A 22,055-nucleotide genomic window follows, 5' to 3' on the forward strand; every position below is an offset into this window, starting at 1 on the left:
TAAACCGATAGCTATATATTAGCAAAGAACTATTATTAATTCCCTAAATTGATGTCACCCTTTTGCAGGTTTGCGCTTGCTGTATGCTTTATTGTTTTAAACTCAATTCCGCTTTCTGCACAAACCAGGGTAAGCCTGGAGGATTCATTAAAAACGCAAAGTGACGCTAATGGCTTCTTAAATTCAATTTTCAGCAGTAAAAAGCCAGCCACTGCCGATACCAGCCGCGAGGAAAAGAATTTCTTTTGGGCCATACTGCCATCCGCTGCTTATAACCCAAGCGTGGGCTTTGCCATCGGGGCAACCTCAGCAGCCGGTAAATACTTTGGGGACAGGCACAATACCATCCTATCAGTAATGAATGCCGGTGCATACATTTCAACCAACGGGCTTTCAACATTGGAGCTAAAACACAACGCGTTCACCTCAAAAAACATATGGAACCTGCAAGGTACATTACAGGTCGGCAAAACTATAGCCAAAGATAATGGCTTGGGCACAGGATACCGTAGTATTGGCGATGGCCCCTTCCATATGGGCGATCAGCATTTTAATGATAATCCCGACGAATTCCCTTTAAGGTATACCTACCTAAAAATAAACGAACGCATTTACCGTAAAATAACTGATCATATCTATATTGGAGCCGGCCTTAGTTTTAACTTTTACAAAAATATTGATGATAACCGGGCAAACATCCCGGCAACCGATACGCACAACTTTAGGTACAGTGTACATAAAGGCTACTCTCCCTACCGTTATAATGCCAATGGCATTTTAATAAACTTTCAATACAACAGCCGCGATCAGCCAAACAGGGCATTCAAAGGCATTTATGCGGATGTTATTTTACGAACCAACCAAGGCTGGCTGGGCAGCAATCATAACGCGGTTCAATTAAAAGCGGAGTTCAGGAAATACTGGAGTTTAAGCGATACCGATCCGGAAAATGTTTTAGCTTTTTGGCACTGGGCCAATTACCTGCTTAAAGGATCAGTACCGTACCTGGAACTACCGGGCACAGCAAGTGATGCCTATGGCCGCATTGGCCGCGCTTTTATTATTGGCCGGTTTAAGGGCCCATCCTTTGTTTACAATGAGGCTGAATACCGTTTTCCATTAACCGGTAACAAGTTGTTAAGCGGGGTTACATTTGTAAATATCGAATCGGCAAACAACCAGCGGGATATTAAACTGTTTAGCCATTGGGAGCCGGGAGCCGGTTTTGGCTTAAGGTTGTTGTTCAATAAATTTACCCGATCAAACATGTGCTTTGATTATGCCCGGGGCAGTTATGGCTCAAGCGGCTTCTTTTTGGGACTTAACGAAGTTTTTTAAACCCCGCCCGCAATGGTGCTGTTGCTTTATCCATGGGGAAAATTTGAAAAAAAGTATCACAAAATAAAAGGGGCGCAAAAATTTGCGCCCCTTTTATTTTGTGATATATAACTGATTATAATGAATCTGTTGAAGTAAACCCACCTTCTTGAAGCGGTTCCTGGTGTCTTTTAAGCAAAGGCGATCCCTCGGTGAAAATACCCATGATGAATAACAAACCACCAAATAAAACCTGCGGTATCCATAATTTCGAGCTGAAATCATAAACCCATGGAGAGCACATCAGGAATGAACCCATAATTACATCATTTACATTGTGCATGCTCATCGGGAACACTTTAATAAAGCCCAGCTTGTTATCTGCAAAAATAGCCATGATCAGTTGTAACCATCCGACAATCAGTGGCAGGAATAAAGCCGCGCCGCCAATATGTAATGTATCAAATGTCCACAGTGTAGAGATCAGTAACAGGGCTACTACATAATTTAAAAATGCATAAAATGTTGTTGGAATAAAGCTTTTCATTTTTTAGCGAATTGTTGTATAGTGTATCTATATTTTATATATGTGTCTCAAAAATCGTTGCAAAGCTAAGCATTTATACAGTTTTTTGATATTTAAAATTGCCCCGAACGCTTTTTATTGTTTAAAACAATTACCTTTAATTAATTGCAGTAATAATTCGCTAAAGATAGGCGTTTTTAAAATTAAAGCAATCCATTTTTCTTTCTACAACCGGGCACCACAGATAAAGCCCGTTAATTCATCCGCTATTACAATAATACCCAGATTGCAATACCAGCAATTGAGGGTAAATTAACATCTAATCTAAAACTATTAAGATCATGAGCAAGGACAGACAAGCCGTAAAAGAAAAAAAGAAACCAGCCGCAGAAGGAGGCAAAAAAGCCCCATCTGATTATCAATCAGGCAAAAAAGATGCTGTAAAACCTATTGGCGGCGATAAGAAAAAGTAATTTTTTGGGACGAAGGATTTTCGGAGCAAAGAGCAAGGATTTTTGGACGAAGGATTTTCAGACAAAGGACAAAAGATAAAAAACTGTTTAAAGTTCCTTATCTTTTGTCCTTCTGTCTTTTGTCTGAAAGTCCAAACGTCCTTCGTCTTTTGTCTGAAAGTCCGTTGTCCTTTATCTAAAAATCCTTGCTCCTTACTCCAAAGTCCCAAAAAAAATCTATTTTCTTTCTCCTTGCATAGTAGCTGCTATTTGTAAAGCTTTATAAGCATTTACAATGCCGCCGGTTTTGCATAGGGTAGTAAAATCAACCTTTTCGGTTTTTGAGCCAGGTTTGTAAACCATGGTGCCCGTTAATGGCGTGGCCGAAGCCAGGATAACCTGTTTTAACTGTTTTGCACTCAGGGTTGGGTAATATTCCAATATTAAACCAGCTATACCGCTTGTTATAGGCGCCGAAAAGCTGGTTCCATCTTCGGTATTAAATTCTGCATCAGTATCAATGGTGGTAACCTTTACACCTGGTGCAAAAACATCTACCATCTTTTTGCCGTAATTGCTAAAATCTCCGGCCAGGTGATCATTCAAACGTGAGCCGGAAGCACCCACATTGATCAGGTTATCAGCATCCGTAGTTGATCCATCCAAAAAAAGATCATTCGGATAATCCGGATCCTTGTCCATATCATCATTATCATTCCCGGCAGCCAATACCAGCAGTACATCTTTTGCAGCTGCATACTTAAATGCCTCGTCAACCCATTCTTTATGCGGTGATATTTTTTTACCAAAGCTCATATTAATAACCTTTGCGCCATTATCAACCGCGTAATGTATGGCATTGGCAACGTCTTTATCGTACTCATCGCCGTTAGGCACGGCTTTAAGCGCCATGATCCTTACATTATCTGCAACTCCATTTATTCCGTAATTATTCCCACGCACAGCGCCTATCAATCCGGCTACTCCTGTACCGTGGGATGCATCAGCAAATTTTAAAAGATTGTTGCCATAGGGCTTATGATCCTGGCTATCTACATTATCGCCAACTATTCTTTTGCGTGCTTCCAGATCGGGCGATAAGTTGTTGTTAAGCTTTTCCAGGTATTCGCTTAAATCCTTAATGATAGCGGCATTTGTTTTGTTGCCACCCTCCTGTGAAAATATGGTAGCCCAAACATATTTGCTTTGGCTTAAGGTATCATTTGTTGTTTTAATCCTTACAAGATCGGCTTCTTTAAAAGTATCGCCGGCAGCTATATTAAGCGACTTTTTGATATACCCGCTTGTTGCCATCAAAGCATTCATGATAGGCTGGAGCTGTGCCGTTTCCGTCTGCGATTTATTGATAGTAGTATCATAAATGGTTTTAACACGCTGCCAGTAAGCAAATGCCTTTTTATCCGTAGCTGTAGCCTCGGTCAAAGCAGCGTATTTACCTTTAAGCTTATTATACTCGCGCACTTCTTCGGTAGTTTCATTAAAATCGGCTTTGCCGCCTGCACCACCTAAAAAATTCCAGCCATGTATATCGTCAACATAACCGTTATGGTCATCATCAATACCGTTGCCGGGTATTTCCTTTGTATTTATCCATAAGATGCTTTTCAGATCTTTTTGCAGGGTATCCACCCCGCTATCAATAGTAGCTATAACTACCGTTTTGCTTTTTTTACCTTTTACAAAAAGATAAGCCGGTTTTAAACTGATGCCAAAGTAGCCATCGTCTTTAAGGTCCATTAATTGCCAGTGCCTTGGCGGTTCGGCTTCTGGCCTGGGCATTACCTGCGCCGATACCGGTTGATCAATTGTTAAAGCAGCTAATAAGAAAGTACAGGTAATGAAAGAGCGAAAATTAAACATGTATAAGTATTAGTAATAAAAATTTTAGAGGTCAAATTTGATCCCCTGGGCTAAAGGCAACGTTTTTGAATAGTTAATAGTATTGGTTTGTCTTCTCATGTAAACTTTCCATGCATCAGAACCAGACTCGCGGCCACCGCCCGTTTCCTTTTCGCCGCCAAATGCGCCGCCTATTTCTGCGCCCGATGTACCGATGTTTACGTTAGCAATTCCACAATCAGAACCAGCGTATGATAAAAATTGTTCTGCCTCGCGTAAATTATTAGTCATGATGGCCGATGATAACCCTTGCGGCACACCATTCTGCAAATCGATAGCCTCTTCAAGCGTTGTATATTTTATAAGGTAGAGTATGGGCGCAAAGGTTTCGTGCTGTACAATTTTAAAGTGATTTTCCACCTCGGCGATGCATGGCTTTACATAACAACCGGATGCATAAGCGCCGCCTTCCAGCTTACCGCCTTCAACAACAAATTTGCCACCTTCGGCCTTGCATTTTTCTATAGAATCCAGGTACAGGGCAACAGCATCATGATCAATCAGCGGCCCCATGTGGTTATGCTCATCCAGGGGATTACCTATGCGGATTTGCCCGTAAGCGCTTACCAGCTTTTGTTTAAATGCTTCGTAAACACTTTCGTGTATGATAAGCCTTCGTGTACTGGTACAGCGCTGGCCGGCGGTACCCACGGCGCCAAAAACAGCGCCTATAAGTGACATGTCCAGGTCGGCATTTTCACTGATGATGATGGCATTATTGCCACCAAGTTCAAGCAAACTTTTGCCTAAGCGGGCGCCAACAGCCGCGCTCACAGCCTTACCCATGCGGGTTGATCCGGTAGCCGATATGAGCGGTACGCGGGTATCATTTGCCATTAACTCCCCAATATTTCTATCGCCGATGATGAGGTTTGATACACCTTCGTCAATGCCATTTCTTTTCAAAACGTCCTGCGCAATGTGCTGGCAGGCTATGGCGGTCAATGGTGTTTTCTCTGATGGTTTCCAGATACAAACATCGCCGCAAACCCAGGCCAGCAGGGCATTCCAGCTCCATACCGCAACCGGGAAGTTAAACGCCGAAATAATGCCCACAATACCCAGCGGATGGTATTGCTCATACATACGATGTTCAGGCCTCTCGGAGTGCATGGTTAAGCCATACAGCTGCCTGCTTAATCCTACCGCGAAATCGGCGATATCAATCATTTCCTGTACTTCGCCAAGGCCTTCCTGCAGGCTTTTACCCATCTCGTAGGATACAAGGGTACCCAGGTCCTGCTTATTGGCCCGCAAAGCCTCCCCAATCTGGCGCACTATCTCGCCACGTTTTGGGGCAGGAGTTTGGCGCCAGCTTTTAAATGCTTTTGCGGCTTGCTCAATTACCTGGTTATAATCGGCTTCGGTAGCAAATTTAACAGTGGCTATCTTTTGGCCATCAACGGGCGATGTAATGTCTTTTAAAGTTGCATCGGGACTGCTGCCCCAGTTACTGCCGGTACTAAAAGCTTCATTAATATCGTTTATATGTAAACGTTTTAGAATATCTGTAATATCGAGGCTCATAATTGTTACTTTTGTCAAAGGTAAAAATCTTTAAGGCAATTTTTTGATCACCCGCTCATTGCCTGCTAATTGATTGTCATTAATTATCAAGGCTTTGCAATTAACATTTGTTAAAATGTGTGAATGTTGAAAACTAAATTGTCGATTGGACGCTTACTTATTGTATTTTCAACTAAATAAGTCTTTAAATAAGCAATTTTAATTGTTAACCTAAAGCGGATGTTCTGCAAACATAATTGAATGGAAGAAGAATTTGAATTTGGTTTTACCGAAGATCCAAAGTTTTCGGTAGAGCGGTACGAGGAGATGATCCGCAATCACGACCAGTACTTTTTTGATGCCCAGGCGTTTGAGAACATTATCGACTATTACATCGAAAAAAATGATCCCGCCAAGGCACTGCAGGTGGCCGAGTACGCACGTAATCAACACCCATTTGCAGCGGTTTTTTTAATTAAACAAGCGCAGTTGCTTGTAGTGGGCAACAAAGTGCCCGAAGCTTTTGCCGCCCTTGAAAAGGCTGCTATGCTTGAGGCCTCTGATGCTGATATTTATATTATTCGCGGCAACCTGTATGAAAGCATGGAGCGGTTTGGCGAAGCTTTGGAAAATTATGAAAAAGCCCTTGGCCTTGCCGAGGAAACCGACGAGATATTACTGCACATAGCCTACGTTTACCAAAACATGGGCGATTATGATACTGCCATAAGCTACCTTAAGCTTTGCCTTAAGCAAAACATGGAAAACCAGGATGCCCTTTACGAACTGGCTTTTTGCTATGACGTAATGGACAACCAGCAGGAGAGCGTGCAGTTTTATCAGCAGTATATTGATAATGAGCCTTACAGCTATGCCGCATGGTACAACCTGGGCAACGCTTATACCAAGCTGAGCTTGTTTGAGAAAGCGATAGATGCTTATGATTATGCTATCCTGATAAAAGACAGTTTTGCATCAGCCTACTTTAACAAGGGTAACGCCCTGGTTAACCTGGAGAAATATGCCGAGGCTATTGAAGTTTACCGCCACACCTTTGAGTATGAGCAGCCTAATGCCGATACTTATTGCGCTATTGGCGAATGCTACGAAAAGCTGGAGCAGATGGATGATGCCCGCGCATTTTATAAAAAATCGGTTAAAATGGATCCTAAGCTGGCCGATGCCTGGTTTGGGATAGGTGTTACACTTGATTTTGAGGAACGCTATTTTGAGGCCCTGCACTTTTACAAAAAAGCGCTGGACCTTGACATTGCCAATGCAGACTACTGGTTTGCCATTGCTGATGCGGAATATAAACTGGGCCACATGACCGAGGCTGAACAAGCCTACGAAAAAGTGGTTGAGCTAAACCCATTGGATATTGACGCCTGGCTTGATTACTCCTCTATATTATATGAGCAACAAAGGTTAGTAGGCGCTATAGAGATCATTTCGCAGGCGATAAAGAATAACCCCGAAGCAGCAGAATTGTATTACCGAATGGTGGCTTACTTATTTGCCAAAGGCGATTACAACGAAGCCCTCAATCACCTGGAAATGGCTTTAACAAGCGATCCCGAAAAACATTATATCCTGTTTGATTATCTGCCTCAATTGCAAAAAAACAAAGTGATAGTTGATATCATTAACAGGTATACGAAATAGCAAATGTGCAGATTTCAGATGTGCAGATGATGAGCTGCAATGATTTGATGATATTAAATGAAAAAGCAGGTGGAAATTAATTTTCACCTGCTTTTTTTATGGCCTTCAACCTTTTCATTCCTTTCATCTATGCGTCTCGAATGTCATCTGAAATCTGAACACTTGCAAAATCATCTGCATATCTGCACATCTGCACATCCGCACCTCTACCTTTTCTTTGTATTAATTAAAACCACTCCGTTTTTTCCTTTGTCTCCCCACAAGGTCGTTGCTTCCTTATCTTTTAAAACATTGATGCTTTCTATGTTATTTGGGTCAATCAGCTTAAATTTCGATTCTGCTATTATTTTATTGTCCAAAACATATAGCGGTTTGGAACCTGTAACAACATTATCAGCGATAAGCGATCCTTTATGAATAGCAGCAGTATCCTGCACACTACCCAGTTTGTTTCCGCTTGATTTTGCCGGCTTTTTGCTATCTTCCAAAGTATAGCTTATCGGAATAGCGTACTGCACCCTTACTTTTTCCCCATGCTCCATCCCAGGGATCCATTTGGGCGATAGTTTAAGTACCCGCACAGATTCCTCGTCCATATCCGGGCTCACACCTTTTACAACTGTGATATTTGACAGCGAGCCACTGGGCTCTACAATAAAACTGCATATCACCCTGCCTTCAATTCCCTTCTCCCTGGCTGCTTTAGGGTATTTTATGTTTGAGCCCAGGAATTTGCCCAGTGCTTCAATACCGCCGGGAAAGGCCGGCAATTGTTCAACAGCCCTGTAAACCCCATTCTTGTCGGGGCCAGATACGCCAACAACCTTGTCTGGGGTAGCGATCCCTTCAACTTTGCTTTGAGATGATTTCTTACCATCATCAGCCAGTGTATAGCTTATCGGAACGGCGTATTGAACCCTTACTTTTTTATTGTTTTGCTTACCCGCTTTCCATTTTGGCGAAAGCTTAAGTACCCGTACAGATTCCTTGTCTATATCCGGACTAACGCCCTTTACTACCTTGATATCTGATAACGAGCCATCTTCCTCAACAATAAAGGAGCAGATATCTCTGCCCTGGATTTTCTTTTCCCGCGCGTCTTTTGGATACCTGATGTTTGTGCTTAAAAACTTCCCGAAAGCCTCAACTCCGCCCGGAAACTCGGGCAATTGCTCAACCTCTTTAAATACTTTGCTTTTCTTATTGGTTGTATCCTGCCCGTTGTTTTTATCATTATCCGCAAATTGATCCTTGTTATCAGGGAGGATAACAGATAAATCAACCTTTGATGCAGGAAGTACAAATAGCTCCTCTGCCTTGCTGTTAATAGCGGTAACAGTTTTACTATTGTTTATGGTTGCTGATGATAAAATAAGCATCAGTATAAATAGTGGCGCCGAAAGCCCATATTTAATGAGCGAGATTCGGTGTGATTTATTTTTTTGTAACATAAAAATACGCTGTTTTAATAAACTGTGATTAAAAAATGGATTCACCAGCCGGTGGGCCGGCGCATTAAATGTTTGCGTCAATAGCAATAGTGCATAGTCGGCTTTACTGGTGCCTGCCTGCACGGCCTGCCTATCGGCAATGTACTCATGGATGTGTTTAATGGCAAAGCGATACAGGTAAACTACCGGGTTAAACCAATTGATGATCATCACCAGTTCGATAAGCAACACATCGGCCGAATGCCATTGCTGGGCGTGTACCTGTTCATGAGCTTCAATCACTGCATTATCAGCATTGCTGTCATTTAACTTTACCGTTTTAAAAAAGGAATAAGGAACATCTGCCTGGGGCCTGCTAATCACCTCTTTTAGTTTAAATAACTGCCAGGTAAGTTTTGCCGATAAAATCAATATTCCGCTTAAATACAATATGGTTAGTATTTCGCCCATACTAATATGCCTGTCATCAATGGGCTTAAAGTGGTAATCCATTACCGGCATACTATAAATGGTATACTTTACCTGTTGCGTAATAAAAAGATTCTGCACCCAATCTGCCTGTATAACCGGTATAAAAAACGACAATAGGGCCGCAGTTACCAGGTAAATGCGATTAAGCTGGAAAAAAGTTTCCTTACGCAGCAATAAAACGTAAAACACATAAAACAGTACCAGGTAAATATTTACCAGTAATAAATATTGCCACCAGTTCATAACTACTTGTCTTTAAGTTTTTCAATAAGTTTCATGATCTCATCAGCCTCTTTCAGGTCGATCTTTTCCTTTTTCACAAAAAACGAAAGCATACGATTAACCGAATTATCAAAATAGCCACTCAATAGTTTATCTGAAGCAAAATCCTGGTATTGGTCTTTACTTACTATTGGATGGTACTGATGGCTTTTCCCAAATGCAGTGTGGCCAACAAACCCTTTTGTTTCCAATATCCTGATAATTGTTGATACCGTATTATAGGCCGGCTTTGGCTCAGGTAGCAGATCGATCACATCTTTTACATAGGCTTTTTCCAGTTGCCACAATACGTGCATAATTTGTTCTTCGGCGCGGGTTAACTCTTTAATTTCCATGTGCTTTTTGTAAAAATTGCTGATGTTTATTTAAAATCACATCAACCGTTCCAATTGGTTAATCTAAGGTAAATACTATAAATTAAATTAACAACTAAAAGTTTAGTTTTATTAAAATTAAACTTTTAATGCCCATATTCGTTCAGCTATTTCATACCAAATTATAAATGAATATAACCTTTCATGGCGCTGCCCGTACCGTTACCGGCAGCAAGCATCTCATCAAATTAAATGATGGCACCGGTATATTATTGGATTGCGGCATGTTCCAGGGCATGGGGGAACAATCTGAAGATTGGAACGAGCATTTTGGATTTAACCCCAAAAAAGTTGACCACATGGTGCTATCCCACGCGCATATTGATCATTGCGGATTAATACCCCGTTTGGTTGCCGAGGGATACAATGGCCCCATTTATTGCACATCGGCCACTATGGATCTTACGCGAATCCTGCTCCTGGATTCGGCACATATCCAGATGCAGGATGCCAGCTATATGAACAAGCGCCTCGCCCGTAAAGGCCAGCCATTAGTACAGCCACTTTATACAGACGAGCAGGCGATGGAGGCACTCCGGTTATTTAAAATTGTTGAATATAATGAGGAGTTTGACATTACGCCCCAGGTTAAGCTAAAGTTTACAGATGCGGGCCACATATTGGGCAGCGCGGTAGTGCATCTATCAATAATGGAAGATGGAAAACCTACCCATATTACTTTTAGTGGTGATGTTGGGCGATATGATGATATGTTGTTAAATGATCCGCAGGTATTTGATCAATCAGATTACATTTTGCTGGAATCAACCTACGGTGATTCATTGCACAAAGATATCGGCCCTATTGAGGATGCCTTATTACAGATTATTAAAGAAACCTGCGAGGTTAAACGGGGAAAAGTGATCATTCCGGCATTTAGCGTAGGGCGCACGCAGGAAATATTGTATGCCTTAAATGCGCTCGAACTGAGAGGGGTATTGCCGGATCTGCCTTATTTTGTAGATAGCCCATTATCAAAAAAAGCTACTGAGGTGATTATGAACCATCCCGAGGTTTATAATAAGGCGGTGAAAGAAGTGCTAAAAACCGACCCCAATCCATTTGGCTTTAAAGGACTCCGGTTTATTGAATCAGCCGAGGAGTCTATTGCTTTAAATGATGACCTGCGTCCAAGTGTTATTATTTCCTCATCGGGTATGGCCGAAGCCGGACGCGTAAAACATCATATTAAACAAAACATCGGCAATAATAAAAATACTATTTTAATGGTAGGTTACTGTGAACCTAACTCATTAGGCGGCCATTTGCTTGCCGGGGATAAGGAAGTGCATATTTATGGCGACCTATATACCGTCAATGCCGAAGTAAAATCGATCAGATCAATGAGCGCCCACGGCGACTATGAGGATCTGCTTCATTTTATAGCTTCCCAGGATCCTGAAAAAGTAAAAGGCATTTTTCTTGTTCACGGCGAATATGAGGTTCAACAACATTTTGCCCAAAAGCTAAAAGAGAAAGGCTTTAAACATATCGAGATTCCTTATCAGCATCAGCGGATAGAATTGCAATAAGTGGCAATAAAAAAAGCGATGGATCGACTCCATCGCTTTTTTTTAAGCGAGTAATGCCAGCGACATTCCTCAAAACGCCCTTGCCGGTTGTGGCTTAGGCAAAGCCTTACGTGGTATCATCTCTGCACGTTGCGAAGTATTATATACAAACGATGCAATAATGGTGGCTGCTTGTTTCAAATCATCTTCAATTAACCTGTCATAAGTATCCTGGTTACTGTGGTGGGTACGTGAACCGTAATCAATGGCATCCTGGATAAACTGGAAGCCCGGAATACCAACCGCATCAAACGACTGATGATCTGTACCGCCGGTGTTGCTGATGGTTACAGTTGCAGCGCCAAGGTCTTTAAACGGCTCAAGCCAGCTTTTAAATATTGGCCCGGCTGCCGAGTCGCCTTGTAAATAGATACCCCTTATTTTACCTGTACCATTGTCAAGGTTATAGTATGCCGAAAGTTTGGCTTGCTCCGGCTTCAGTTCCATCGTTTTAGGATCGCCGAAATGGTTCAGCACATAACCGCGTGAGCCAAACAAACCTTGTTCTTCAGAGCTCCAAAGCGCTATCCTAATAGTACGTTTTGGTTTAAAACCAATGGCTTTCAATATACGCATAGCCTCCAGCATTACCGCGCTGCCGGCAGCGTTATCAGTAGCACCTGTTGCTGCATGCCATGAATCAAGATGGCCGCCAAGCATAACTACCTGGTCTTTTAATTTTTTATCAGTACCCGGTATTTCACCAACTACGTCATAACCCTGCATGTCATCGGTAAAAAACTGCGTTTTAATATCAGCTTCCAATTGTACCGGCTTACCCGCGTTTACGAGGCGTAAAATACGCTGATAATCTTCACTGCTGGTTTCCAGCTCTGGCGCTACGGCTTTAGCGGTATCGGCATATGAAGCGCCATTGGTTGTAAATACGGTACCATCTGTTCCGCGCCCCTGGGTCAGCACCAAAGCAACTTTCTCTTCTTTTAAAAATGCCCCCAATGATGCTCTGAAGGCGCGTAATTTACGCATTGCAGCAAACTGAGCTGAGTTTGGATCAACCGCAGTGCGCGGGCGGGCGGGGGCCATTGTCGCCTTTTCCATAGTAGCCAGTTCGTCATCGGTATAACGGGCAGCATCAGATTTGAAGGTACGCTCGGTAAGTGGTTTGGTATCAAATATTACAATTTTGCCTTGCAGCTTACCTTTATACTGGTCAAGCTGGGCAGCCGAATCTGCTTTTATAACCATTACATCGCCTTTAATCAATCCGCCGGTGCCGGGTGTCCAGGCTTTAGGGATAGCTATAATAGCGTGATAGTAAGGCACAGTGATGGCGGCATAGTTTTTTTGAACTTCCCAGCCTTTACCAAACTTGCCCCATGGCTCTAATTTAGCGTTTGCCATTCCCCATGTTTTCAATTGCTCAACGGCCCAGTTCTGTGCACGTTTTAATCCGGGAGAATTAGCCAACCGGGGACCAGATACATCGGTTAGGTAAAAAGCGGTTTCCATCACTTTGGAGTGATTTAAACCCTCTTCCCTGATTTTTTGGACCATTGCCGGGTCAACTGTTTCTTGTGCAAACAGCTGAGCACCTATGCCTGCAGATAAGAGGCATGAAAAAAGTAATTTTAGTTTCATAGTTAATTAAATAATGAGATCAGTCAGTAAACAAACCTATTTATTAATCAGCATAAAACCATAACTGTGGCTTAACAAATTTGTTACATGTAAAAGTTTTTGCGGTATATTTGAACTATGAGCGATTTTAGATTAGACCGGACTGCTTTTAAAGCCCAGACAGCTAAAGAAGCCGCCGACCAAACAGGGTATTATGAACAGCTTACCTGGCAGGAAAGACTGCGCATAGCAAACTACCTCAATAGTGTTGCTTATAATTACCCGGAGAATAATCCTCCAAGGATGGACAAAACCGTGTTCAGTATCAGGACCAGGGAAAAATAGATGGGCAATATTTTCAATCAGGATTTCAGAGATTTTATTGACCAACTTAATAAGAATGACGTTAAGTATGTGCTGATTGGTGGGTATTCTGTCATTTTGCACGGGCACCCGCGAACTACCGGTGACATGGATATTTTGGTTGCAAAAACAGTTGACAATTATAGAAAACTAAGAACCGCATTTTTGCATTTCGGTATGCCCGTTTTTGATATGACGGAGGAGAAATTTTTAAATGAAAATATAGAGGTTTTTACATTTGGCAGACCTCCGGCGTCTATTGATGTAATGACATCTGCACTGGGGGTTGACTTTGATTCTTGTTATAATAGCGCGATATATTTTGAGGAAGATGGCTTACTTGTCAGAACTATTCATTTGAATGACCTTATTAATGCGAAAAAGGCATCGGGCAGATATAAAGACCTTGACGATTTAGATAACTTAACTAAAAAACTTTAATTAAGCGTTCCACCCCACAAAAAGCATACGGTGTTATACTAACAATATGTCCTGGAAAACGCTACAATTCAGCACCCAGAATAACAAAGGCAACAGATATATCAAGCTGGGGTTAATTAATTAGCAATTTATACCCCCGGCCATGCACATTAATGATCTCCACATTGGGATCATCCTTTAAGTACTTACGGATCTTGCTTAGAAATACATCCATGCTGCGGCCATTAAAGTAATTATCATCATGCCAGATGTTTAACAGGGCTTCTTCGCGGGTAAGCACCTCGTTTTTGCGCATACACAGCAGGCGAAGCAGCTCGGCTTCCTTGGTTGATAATTTTTGATTCGATTCGCCTATGGTGATGATCTGTGAGGTATAATCAAATGAATAGTGACCTATTTTGAAGCTGGTTTGTTTTTCTTCTTCAGATTTTTCGGTTCCGCTGGTGCGTTTAAGCAGGGCGTTAATACGCAGCAACAGCTCCTCAATACGGAACGGCTTGGTTATGTAATCATCGCCGCCAAGGTTAAATGCCTGTGTTTTATCTTCTATCATGCTTTTCGCTGTAGCAAAAATGATAGGCACATTGGGATTTATCTTCCTGATATCTTTACCTAATGTAAAGCCATCTTTTTTTGGCATCATTACATCAAGTATCAGCAAATCATAAACCTGCTTGGTAAAGGCCCGTAAACCTTCTTCCCCGTCCTTGCACAAAACAACATCGAACTTACCTTTTAGCTGCAGGTAATCCTGTAACAGCAAACCCAAATTGGCATCATCTTCAACCAGTAGTATTTTCTTCATGTTTTTTTGTCCTGAACTCCGGCAGATCCGAAAACCGGGAAGCTTATATATCGTTATTACTTACTTATGTGCGACTCTATTTTTAGTCTTTTTGAATCGAATCCCTTACGCCACTGCGAATTTCAACTCAAACTCTGATCCCTTTTCCTTTTCAGATCTTACGCTTATGGTACCGTTTAAGCGCTTAACTATGGTATTAACGTAGCTTAACCCCAATCCAAAACCCTTTACGTCATGAATGTTTCCTGTTGGAATGCGGTAAAACTGCTCAAATATTTTTGCCTGCTGATCGCGATTCATTCCTATCCCCTTATCCGCAACCTTAATAATTACCTGTCCGCTCCGGGTAAATGTACTAATGGTAATTTCGGGCTTATCGTTACTGTATTTAATGGCGTTATCTATGAGGTTATATAGCACATTTGAAAAATGGAGCTCATCGGCTATAATTACCGCGTGCTCCGCATCAAGCTCAAGCGTTGTTTTGGCGTTGCACTTATGCAGTTTAAGTGCCATGCTATCCAATACAACGGCTATCATATCGTTTACATCAAGGGGTTTCTTATCAAGTTTAAAGTCGTTTTTTTCAATGCGGGCGATATTTAATACCCGTTCTATATGACTACCTAAACGTTCGTTCTCCTCAAAAATTATGTTTGCCAGGCGTGCTACACGGCTTTGATCATTTGTAATTTCGGTATCTCTTAAAGCCTCGCTGGCAATCATGATGGTTGATACGGGGGTTTTAAATTCATGGGTCATATTATTGATAAAATCAATTTTCATTTCAGACACCTTTTTCTGTTTCAGGATGGAGAAAATGGTGTATCCGAAACAAAATATCAGCACAATAAGCAAACCGCCGGTTGTACCCATGGTGGCCGTCATTTTACTTAATATGAGCGAGTTTTTTTGTGGAAAAGATAGCTTGATCATGCCGGGATCATTGATCACATCTTTACTAAAAATAGGGGTTTGGTAAGTGTTAGCTGCAATAAATTCCGGCTTGCCACCTTGCAAATCGTTAGCCTTTGAAAATATGAGCGAATCATTACTGGTGGTAACCTCATAGCTAAAGGGCAAATTAATTCCTTTATTGTGTAATTCAAACCTGAGCAGGGTATCTATCCAGAAGGGGCTTAAGCGCTTATTTAAAGGCTGGCCAGAATTGCGGTAATCTTCGGCCAGGTTTTCAATTACGCTTGTTTTATTGCTGTTTAAATTTTGCAGAGAATCGGTCACGAGCATTTTTTTAATCTGGGCAAACTGCCTTTCCTTTTGCTTGCGCTGCTGCTCACGCACCCAAAGCGGGTTAAGTTTTGGTATCTGGATCAATTGCTTCCCAATCATCGGATCCTGGTAAAAATACCGCAGGGTATCATATTTATGCAGCTTTTTGGGGATTCTAAATTTAGTGATGCGCGTTCTTACAGCCTGCGGGGTAAGCCTAACGTGTACAACGCCCAACTCATCCGTTTGCTCCTCAACCAGGAAATCAACCGTACCTTCCTGCATCAATAAATTACTAAGCTCATCATCCAGCTTTTTATGCATGATCATGCGCTCCAGGCTGTCTCTTAAAAGCGCTATTTTCCTTTGTTTATACGTTTGTTTCTTTTTTGTTTTAGCGGTGTATGGCCTGTTTGTACTGCTTTTAACAACTTTTACTCCCGCTTCATCAATAGCTATTACTTTATCCTGCGCTTTTGCGTTTAAAAAATTATTGGCGTCCTGCTTGGTTACTTTTGATACCACATTATTAAGAGCCTCGTTAACAGAACGATCAAACAGCTCGGATTGCATCTGGTACGATTGCCTTAAAAAGTACAATTGCATGGCCATTACGCCCAAAAGCGCAAGTCCCATTAATCCAATAATCAATCCAATACTTCGTTTCTTCATGTGTTAACAAACAAAATTATTTTAAATAACCCAACAAAACAGGCATTTAACAAAATTTAACAATTGTTAATATACAATAACGATTTGAAAAATAGCGTATTGCTGCTGACTTTACAGCATAAAAAAAGCCCCTTTTATGAAAGGAGCTTTTAAATATCTAATGAGCCTGCTGCTTAAAATGGCAGATCGTCATCATCGCTTGATGAGCTGATATCAGCTGATGGCGCGGCATATTCTGGGGTTGAGGCGGCACCTGCACCAGATAAAACGTTAATTTTCCACAACTGCAATGAGTTGAAATAGCTTTTCTTACCTGATTTATCAGTCCATGGACGGCCTTTCAGGTTAAAGAAAACTTCAACGTCGTCACCAATCTTCACGTTGTCCATTAAAGCGCAACGGTCCTGTATGGCTTCAAACTTTAAATATTCGGGATACTGAGGATTCTCAACATACTCAATTATCAGTTCACGCTTTTTTAGTGACTCTGTTACCTGCTGTGTTGGTGACACCTCATGTACTTTACCTTTAACTTCCATAATCTTAAAAAATTTAAAATGTAAAGTTAATAGTTAGGAAATTAAAATAGGGGGTTTTTAATTCATAAATTCGCAAAATATTATGCAAGTTTTCCACAACGAGAGTAAAATAATAATTACCTGTAATAAAAGGTTATCGAGCTACCTTCAACAGGAAGTAGAAGAATTGGGCTTTACGCCAACCCGCGTTTTTCAAACAGGGGTCGAGCTTAAAGGCACCATAACGGATACTATCGCGCTAAATTTAAATCTGCGCTGCGCAAGCCAGGTGCTTTACCTTATAAAAAGCTTTAAAGCCGATGACCCTAAGCAGCTATATGATGAGCTGGTAACTATTGAATGGGAAAAGCTGATAGACTTTAGCGGCTATTTTTCAGTAACATCAAACGTTAATAATGAGCATATACTTACGCCATTGTTTGCCAATGTGAAAGTGAAAGATGCTATTGTAGACAGGATTAAGGAAGTTAAAGGCGTGCGCCCGAACTCTGGTTCTGAGGCTAATAAAACGTTGGTTCACCTTTACTGGCAGGATAGCGATGCCGATATTTTCATGGATACATCGGGCGAAACACTGGCCAAGCACAGCTATCGCAAAATACCGGGTAAGGCCCCAATGCTGGAAGCTTTAGCAACATCAACCATTATGGCTACCAATTGGGACAGGAAGAGCACTTTCATCAATCCCATGTGCGGCTCCGGTACGCTGGCCATTGAAGCGGCACTGCTAGCTACCGATAAACATCCTGGTTTATTTAGGATGAACTATGGCTTTATGCACATTATGGGCTATGATGAAAACGTGTTTTTTGTAGAGCGCCGTAAATTAAAAGACAAGGCAAAAAAGGAAACCGGCTTTAAAATTATAGCTACAGATATATCTGAAGATGCCATTGATATCGCTCAAAAAAATGCTAAAACTGCCGGGGTAGAACATTTAATTGACTTTGCTGTTTGTGATTTTGAAGATACCGAAGTACCCGAAGATGGTGGTGTGGTAATGTTTAACCCGGAATACGGAGAGCGTTTAGGTGTACACAGCAAACTGGAAATTACCTATAAAAGAATGGGCGATTTTCTGAAAAAGAAATGCGGCGGATACCGCGGATATGTTTTCACGGGCAACGCCGACCTTGCAAAAAAGATAGGTTTGCGCCCATCAAGAAGGATTGAATTTTATAATGGCAAGCTGGATTGCCGTTTATTTGAGTATGAGCTGTATGAAGGCAGCAAACGAGAACCAAAAGAAGAATAAATGAAAAAGATCATATTAATTGCAGTAGCCGTTTTATTTTCAGTTTACAGTATGGCCCAAACGGAGCTTGCCTTCCCTTTCCAGGGAGGGGCTCCTGTAATGAGTACTTTTTTTCAAGATAGCCTTAAAGTATCGCCAGAAATAGTTAGCAAGAAAGCTACAGGAACAGCTGTATTTAAATTTACTGCTGATGAAAAGGGGACTATTAAAAGAATAGTGATTTATTACGCTGATGATTATATTTTGACGGCTCCGATTATTGAAGCCCTCAAAAAATCAAACCATAAATGGATCATTCCCGATCATGAAAAATCACATGATTTTGTATTGCCGTTTTCAATAGGCTTTACGCCGCCCGCAGTGGCAAGTAAAGCTTTAGAGAAGCACGTATATGATTTTTATACCCATCGTAAGCCTATTTTATCGACTAACCAGGTGCCTATGGATAATGCCACCCTGTTGCCTACTGTAGTTATCAATTACGATTTAGGTAAATAATAAATTACCCAAATAGGTTGCTGCTTAAATACCTGTCGCCGCGATCACAGCAGATAAAAACAATGATGCCTTCTTTTAATTCGGAGGCTAATTTTATTGCTGCTGATAAAGCGCCGCCACTGCTCATACCGGCAAATACACCTTCAACTTTAGCCAGTTTACGGGCCATTTGGGTAGCATCTTCTTCAGATATATCCATCACCCGATCAACCCTTGAAGCATCAAATATTTTGGGCAGGTAAGCAGGCGGCCACCTGCGGATGCCGGGGATAGATGAGCCTTCGGTAGGCTGGCAGCCTACTATCTGGATACCAGGATTCTTTTCTTTAAGAAACATAGAGCAGCCCATAATGGTGCCTGTTGTGCCCATAGCACTTACAAAATGGGTTATTTTACCTTCGGTATCACGCCATATCTCCGGACCGGTGGTTTTAATATGAGCGCCATAGTTATCGGGATTGCCAAACTGGTTCACCAAAAAAAAATCACCGGTAGCTGCTTTTTCTTCGGCGTAATCACGGCAAAGTTCAATCCCTTCCAGCAAGGTTACTTTGGCGCCAAAAGCTTCCATGGTAAGCGTACGTTCGCGGGTTGAGTTTGATGGCATAACCAGTTCAATCTCCAGATCAAATAAACGGGCAATCATGGCCAGGGCAATGCCTGTGTTGCCGCTGGTGGCTTCAATAAGCTTTGTGCCGGGTTTAATATCGCCACGTTCAATGGCACTGCGAATCATATTAAGCGATGCACGATCCTTTACACTGCCACCGGGGTTATTGCCCTCCAGCTTAGCAAATATTTGTACGTTGGGGTTAGGATTTAGCTTTTTTATTTCAACCATAGGCGTATTGCCTATCAGATCAATCAGTGCCGCCATAATATGTTTTCTTTAAGTATAGACTGTAAATGAAATTCATTTATTGAAAACAAAATTAGCAGGAATATTTAAATAGCAGCTAAAAGCTGAATGCACAAAGCAGAAAGCCCCTGAATTGACTTTTAAATTACTTTTTCATCTTCCCGTGAATTACTTATCAAGCGCCTGCTGTATGTGCATTTGCAGGTCAGTAACCCGTTGCTGACTAATGTTATCATTAACAATAATAATATAACCCAGGTTTTTCCCCAGATAAAACAGGCACATGGTATTAAAACCAATACCGGTATGCCCGTCATGATAAATAATCTTTGTACCTCTATAATCGGTATCCATCATCCAGCCCAAACCAACACCGGTATCATCAGCGTTTTTCCAGGTAGGCTGATGGGTTAGTTTTATTGCGGGATCCCGCTCTTCCAGATTAGCCTTTAAATATTTAAGCATATCATTAATGGTTGAGTTCATGCTTGGCCCGTTATAGTAATCGGCCAGGTTGAGGTATGGCTGTGGCTTGTTGTTACCATCGTAACCCTGTGCAAAACGGTTAAAAAGCGTGGCGGATACCTGGGTCTTAGTATCCTGCATTTGCAGATGCGTTTTTAGATAATGTGTCACGAGTTGCTCATATGGCTCGTGATAGATCTGCTCCAACAGCAAGATCAAAACCATCATGCCGTTGCCATTATACCTAAACTTTGCACCGGGGATGGTATCTGGATTTAGGCTATGCAAATCCTTCAGCAAGCTATCGGCTTTGTAAACGCTATAAAAATCAACCTGCGCCGCAAGGCTTAATTTCCTGAGGCTATCTTTTACCGCTTTTGGAAAAACATGAGCATTGCCCGGCAAGCCCGATGTATGATTAGCCAGGTTAATAAGCCTGATGGGGTGCCCTTTGTATTGGAGATTGGGATAACTGCCCGGCAGGTATTTCCTGATATCATCATTAAGGTTGGCCTTCTTTTCAATAACAGCCTCTGCAAGCATGGTAGTTACAAAGGTTTTGGCAACCGAACCGAGGTTATAAAAATTATCTGCAGTGGGGAGTTTACCTGTTCCCTTTTTTACTTCACCATAATTGTACGTGTATGCTTTACCAGCTTTGTAAATACCTATCGATATCCCAACAGCGTTGGGCGTATCCATATAAATTCGTGCTCCCTTATCAACCGCGGAGTCCAGTTTACTTTTAAGCTGATTATCGCTTAATAAAGGTTTTGTGTTTTGCGCGTTTACACTTGAGCATATAAAACACAAGTACAGCATGGCAGATATGGTAAGTGACTTCATTTATACAGATAGTAAGGGTATATCATTATCTGCAAATTGAAAAAATTTGGCATCTTATAATTACACAAGCTGGCAGGCTGCGGTTAACTCCCGGTGAAAGTGTAATAAATATCGGTGAATTTATTTTTTCTCGCCGAAAATACGCCTGCTTAGCTTTTTAAGTATGCGAATATTTGGTGTATGATATACTCTTGAGTTTGCAGGCAAGCTTTTGGTAAGCCAAACGTTACCACCGATAATACTATTACTACCAATTACCGTTTCGCCGCCCAGGATAGTAGCGCCGGAGTATATAACAACATTATCCTCCACCGTAGGGTGCCGTTTGGTGAAAGCCATACTTTTATCAACGCTTAAAGCGCCAAGTGTAACTCCCTGGTATAATTTTACATGCGAGCCAATATTACAGCTTTCGCCAATTACAATACCGGTACCATGATCTATATAAAAATACTCGCCGATAACTGCTGCAGGGTGAATATCAATACCGGTTTTGGAGTGGCCATATTCGGTTAATATCCTTGGGATCAAGGGAACATCGCTCACATATAAACGGTGCGCAAGCCGGTAAAGCGAAATGGCAAAAAAACCCGGATAGGTACGGATAACCTCAAACTCACTTCGTGCAGCCGGATCTCCATTAAATATCGCCTGGATATCTGTATTGAGTACCTGGTAAAGTTGCGGTAGTTGTTCAAAAAAATCAGCTGCCCGCTTCTTGTTATCACATTCGGCGCAGGCTTTTGTAGCTTCCATAAGGCTGTACAATTCTGCCTCCAGTAACACAAATTCCGCCTTCAGCTCATCAACTGTAGCAAACATCTTAGCGGTTTGCTCGGGGTATAATAAATGAATAACCCGTAGCGCCCACCTGGTAATTTCCTTATTTGAAGGCACATACTCAAGATTTTGCTGCTTGTCAAAAATCTGCTTGTAAAATTCCTGGCTCATGTTTTATGAATGGGTTGC

The 22,055-nt window shown here is 41.7% G+C and carries 20 protein-coding genes; 8 read left to right on the forward strand and 12 right to left on the reverse strand.

Translation table 11 applies throughout. From position 1 onward, the window contains the following. The first annotated feature begins 51 nt into the window (after window positions 1-51). Window positions 52-1,338 carry a BamA/TamA family outer membrane protein gene (locus AC1D0K_RS16820; protein WP_477441241.1) on the forward strand — a complete coding sequence of 429 codons (1,287 nt, stop codon included), beginning with the start codon at window positions 52-54 and terminating at the stop codon, window positions 1,336-1,338. A gap of 115 nt (window positions 1,339-1,453) precedes the next feature. Here the strand turns inward: AC1D0K_RS16820 and AC1D0K_RS16825 are convergent, their stop codons facing one another. Continuing rightward, window positions 1,454-1,864 carry an SPW repeat domain-containing protein gene (locus AC1D0K_RS16825; protein WP_295721847.1) on the reverse strand — a complete coding sequence of 137 codons (411 nt, stop codon included), beginning with the start codon at window positions 1,862-1,864 and terminating at the stop codon, window positions 1,454-1,456. A gap of 320 nt (window positions 1,865-2,184) precedes the next feature. Here AC1D0K_RS16825 and AC1D0K_RS16830 point away from each other — a divergent pair, with 320 nt between their 5' ends. Beyond that, entirely contained in the window at window positions 2,185-2,316 is a 132-nt protein-coding gene (locus AC1D0K_RS16830; protein ID WP_262492947.1) for a hypothetical protein, read from the forward strand. A 216-nt stretch (window positions 2,317-2,532) separates the two neighbouring features. Here the strand turns inward: AC1D0K_RS16830 and AC1D0K_RS16835 are convergent, their stop codons facing one another. Both AC1D0K_RS16835 and amaB read right to left on the reverse strand, forming a co-directional pair. Continuing rightward, window positions 2,533-4,176: a S8 family serine peptidase gene (locus AC1D0K_RS16835; RefSeq protein WP_477391097.1), complete on the reverse strand. Its 1,644-nt coding sequence runs from the start codon at window positions 4,174-4,176 to the stop codon at window positions 2,533-2,535. A gap of 24 nt (window positions 4,177-4,200) precedes the next feature. Next, window positions 4,201-5,742, reverse strand: a complete 1,542-nt coding sequence (amaB, locus tag AC1D0K_RS16840) for an L-piperidine-6-carboxylate dehydrogenase (RefSeq protein WP_477391099.1) — start codon at window positions 5,740-5,742, stop codon at window positions 4,201-4,203. Window positions 5,743-5,982: 240 nt separating this feature from the next. Here amaB and AC1D0K_RS16845 point away from each other — a divergent pair, with 240 nt between their 5' ends. Beyond that, complete coding sequence (locus tag AC1D0K_RS16845) at window positions 5,983-7,386, forward strand: tetratricopeptide repeat protein (protein ID WP_295721855.1); 1,404 nt, start codon at window positions 5,983-5,985, stop codon at window positions 7,384-7,386. A 206-nt stretch (window positions 7,387-7,592) separates the two neighbouring features. Here the strand turns inward: AC1D0K_RS16845 and AC1D0K_RS16850 are convergent, their stop codons facing one another. Together AC1D0K_RS16850 and AC1D0K_RS16855 are read right to left on the reverse strand one after the other, a co-directional pair. Further along, a complete protein-coding gene (locus tag AC1D0K_RS16850; protein WP_477391102.1) occupies window positions 7,593-9,551 on the reverse strand; it encodes a TonB family protein in 1,959 nt (652 codons plus the stop codon). A 2-nt stretch (window positions 9,552-9,553) separates the two neighbouring features. Next, window positions 9,554-9,925, reverse strand: coding sequence for a BlaI/MecI/CopY family transcriptional regulator (locus AC1D0K_RS16855; RefSeq protein WP_295721860.1), 372 nt, complete (start codon window positions 9,923-9,925; stop codon window positions 9,554-9,556). Window positions 9,926-10,092: 167 nt separating this feature from the next. Between AC1D0K_RS16855 and AC1D0K_RS16860 the strand changes: the two genes are divergently transcribed. After that, complete coding sequence (locus AC1D0K_RS16860) at window positions 10,093-11,496, forward strand: MBL fold metallo-hydrolase RNA specificity domain-containing protein (RefSeq protein ID WP_477391104.1); 1,404 nt, start codon at window positions 10,093-10,095, stop codon at window positions 11,494-11,496. A 69-nt stretch (window positions 11,497-11,565) separates the two neighbouring features. On the opposite strand, the gene AC1D0K_RS16865 is transcribed toward AC1D0K_RS16860, so the two are convergent. Next, window positions 11,566-13,134: a M28 family metallopeptidase gene (locus AC1D0K_RS16865; protein WP_477391106.1), complete on the reverse strand. Its 1,569-nt coding sequence runs from the start codon at window positions 13,132-13,134 to the stop codon at window positions 11,566-11,568. Window positions 13,135-13,251: 117 nt separating this feature from the next. Here AC1D0K_RS16865 and AC1D0K_RS16870 point away from each other — a divergent pair, with 117 nt between their 5' ends. Together AC1D0K_RS16870 and AC1D0K_RS16875 are read left to right on the forward strand one after the other, a co-directional pair. Next, on the forward strand, window positions 13,252-13,458 hold the full coding sequence (locus AC1D0K_RS16870) for a hypothetical protein (RefSeq protein ID WP_477391108.1): 207 nt from the start codon (window positions 13,252-13,254) through the stop codon (window positions 13,456-13,458). Then, the gene (locus tag AC1D0K_RS16875) at window positions 13,459-13,917 is read left to right on the forward strand and encodes a DUF6036 family nucleotidyltransferase (protein WP_477391110.1); all 459 of its coding nucleotides are present in this window, start codon (window positions 13,459-13,461) and stop codon (window positions 13,915-13,917) included. A gap of 112 nt (window positions 13,918-14,029) precedes the next feature. Here the strand turns inward: AC1D0K_RS16875 and AC1D0K_RS16880 are convergent, their stop codons facing one another. The 3 genes from AC1D0K_RS16880 to AC1D0K_RS16890 form a co-directional block, all read right to left on the reverse strand. Next, window positions 14,030-14,722: a response regulator transcription factor gene (locus AC1D0K_RS16880; protein WP_477391112.1), complete on the reverse strand. Its 693-nt coding sequence runs from the start codon at window positions 14,720-14,722 to the stop codon at window positions 14,030-14,032. A gap of 105 nt (window positions 14,723-14,827) precedes the next feature. Continuing rightward, on the reverse strand, window positions 14,828-16,624 hold the full coding sequence (locus AC1D0K_RS16885; RefSeq protein ID WP_477391114.1) for a sensor histidine kinase: 1,797 nt from the start codon (window positions 16,622-16,624) through the stop codon (window positions 14,828-14,830). Window positions 16,625-16,797: 173 nt separating this feature from the next. Next, window positions 16,798-17,163 (reverse strand): DUF3127 domain-containing protein, encoded by a 366-nt coding sequence (locus AC1D0K_RS16890; protein ID WP_295721878.1) that lies wholly within the window; start codon window positions 17,161-17,163, stop codon window positions 16,798-16,800. An 82-nt stretch (window positions 17,164-17,245) separates the two neighbouring features. On the opposite strand from AC1D0K_RS16890, the gene AC1D0K_RS16895 reads away from it, so the two are divergent. Continuing rightward, entirely contained in the window at window positions 17,246-18,418 is a 1,173-nt protein-coding gene (locus tag AC1D0K_RS16895; RefSeq protein ID WP_295721880.1) for a THUMP domain-containing class I SAM-dependent RNA methyltransferase, read from the forward strand. Continuing rightward, the gene (locus AC1D0K_RS16900) at window positions 18,419-18,916 is read left to right on the forward strand and encodes a hypothetical protein (protein ID WP_295721882.1); all 498 of its coding nucleotides are present in this window, start codon (window positions 18,419-18,421) and stop codon (window positions 18,914-18,916) included. A gap of 4 nt (window positions 18,917-18,920) precedes the next feature. On the opposite strand, the gene cysM is transcribed toward AC1D0K_RS16900, so the two are convergent. The 3 genes from cysM to epsC form a co-directional block, all read right to left on the reverse strand. Continuing rightward, the gene (cysM, locus tag AC1D0K_RS16905) at window positions 18,921-19,793 is read right to left on the reverse strand and encodes a cysteine synthase CysM (protein WP_477391117.1); all 873 of its coding nucleotides are present in this window, start codon (window positions 19,791-19,793) and stop codon (window positions 18,921-18,923) included. Between the two features lie 150 nt (window positions 19,794-19,943). Continuing rightward, window positions 19,944-21,086, reverse strand: a complete 1,143-nt coding sequence (locus tag AC1D0K_RS16910) for a serine hydrolase domain-containing protein (protein ID WP_477391119.1) — start codon at window positions 21,084-21,086, stop codon at window positions 19,944-19,946. 120 nt (window positions 21,087-21,206) lie between these two features. Beyond that, window positions 21,207-22,037, reverse strand: coding sequence for a serine O-acetyltransferase EpsC (gene epsC / locus AC1D0K_RS16915; RefSeq protein ID WP_295721888.1), 831 nt, complete (start codon window positions 22,035-22,037; stop codon window positions 21,207-21,209). Between the last annotated feature and the right edge of the window lie 18 nt (window positions 22,038-22,055).

The sequence above is a fragment of the Mucilaginibacter sp. P1_A3 genome (assembly GCF_056406855.1).

Coding starts and splice junctions, on each gene's coding strand:
- AC1D0K_RS16825 (WP_295721847.1), bottom strand. CDS start 1,864: ATGAAAAGCTTTATTCCAACAACATTTTATGCATTTTTAAATTATGTA.
- AC1D0K_RS16885 (WP_477391114.1), bottom strand. CDS start 16,624: ATGAAGAAACGAAGTATTGGATTGATTATTGGATTAATGGGACTTGCG.
- amaB (WP_477391099.1), bottom strand. CDS start 5,742: ATGAGCCTCGATATTACAGATATTCTAAAACGTTTACATATAAACGAT.
- AC1D0K_RS16850 (WP_477391102.1), bottom strand. CDS start 9,551: ATGAACTGGTGGCAATATTTATTACTGGTAAATATTTACCTGGTACTG.
- epsC (WP_295721888.1), bottom strand. CDS start 22,037: ATGAGCCAGGAATTTTACAAGCAGATTTTTGACAAGCAGCAAAATCTT.
- AC1D0K_RS16820 (WP_477441241.1), top strand. CDS start 52: ATGTCACCCTTTTGCAGGTTTGCGCTTGCTGTATGCTTTATTGTTTTA.
- AC1D0K_RS16910 (WP_477391119.1), bottom strand. CDS start 21,086: ATGAAGTCACTTACCATATCTGCCATGCTGTACTTGTGTTTTATATGC.
- AC1D0K_RS16880 (WP_477391112.1), bottom strand. CDS start 14,722: ATGAAGAAAATACTACTGGTTGAAGATGATGCCAATTTGGGTTTGCTG.
- cysM (WP_477391117.1), bottom strand. CDS start 19,793: ATGGCGGCACTGATTGATCTGATAGGCAATACGCCTATGGTTGAAATA.
- AC1D0K_RS16870 (WP_477391108.1), top strand. CDS start 13,252: ATGAGCGATTTTAGATTAGACCGGACTGCTTTTAAAGCCCAGACAGCT.
- AC1D0K_RS16835 (WP_477391097.1), bottom strand. CDS start 4,176: ATGTTTAATTTTCGCTCTTTCATTACCTGTACTTTCTTATTAGCTGCT.
- AC1D0K_RS16830 (WP_262492947.1), top strand. CDS start 2,185: ATGAGCAAGGACAGACAAGCCGTAAAAGAAAAAAAGAAACCAGCCGCA.
- AC1D0K_RS16860 (WP_477391104.1), top strand. CDS start 10,093: ATGAATATAACCTTTCATGGCGCTGCCCGTACCGTTACCGGCAGCAAG.
- AC1D0K_RS16875 (WP_477391110.1), top strand. CDS start 13,459: ATGGGCAATATTTTCAATCAGGATTTCAGAGATTTTATTGACCAACTT.
- AC1D0K_RS16890 (WP_295721878.1), bottom strand. CDS start 17,163: ATGGAAGTTAAAGGTAAAGTACATGAGGTGTCACCAACACAGCAGGTA.
- AC1D0K_RS16895 (WP_295721880.1), top strand. CDS start 17,246: ATGCAAGTTTTCCACAACGAGAGTAAAATAATAATTACCTGTAATAAA.
- AC1D0K_RS16845 (WP_295721855.1), top strand. CDS start 5,983: ATGGAAGAAGAATTTGAATTTGGTTTTACCGAAGATCCAAAGTTTTCG.
- AC1D0K_RS16865 (WP_477391106.1), bottom strand. CDS start 13,134: ATGAAACTAAAATTACTTTTTTCATGCCTCTTATCTGCAGGCATAGGT.
- AC1D0K_RS16900 (WP_295721882.1), top strand. CDS start 18,419: ATGAAAAAGATCATATTAATTGCAGTAGCCGTTTTATTTTCAGTTTAC.
- AC1D0K_RS16855 (WP_295721860.1), bottom strand. CDS start 9,925: ATGGAAATTAAAGAGTTAACCCGCGCCGAAGAACAAATTATGCACGTA.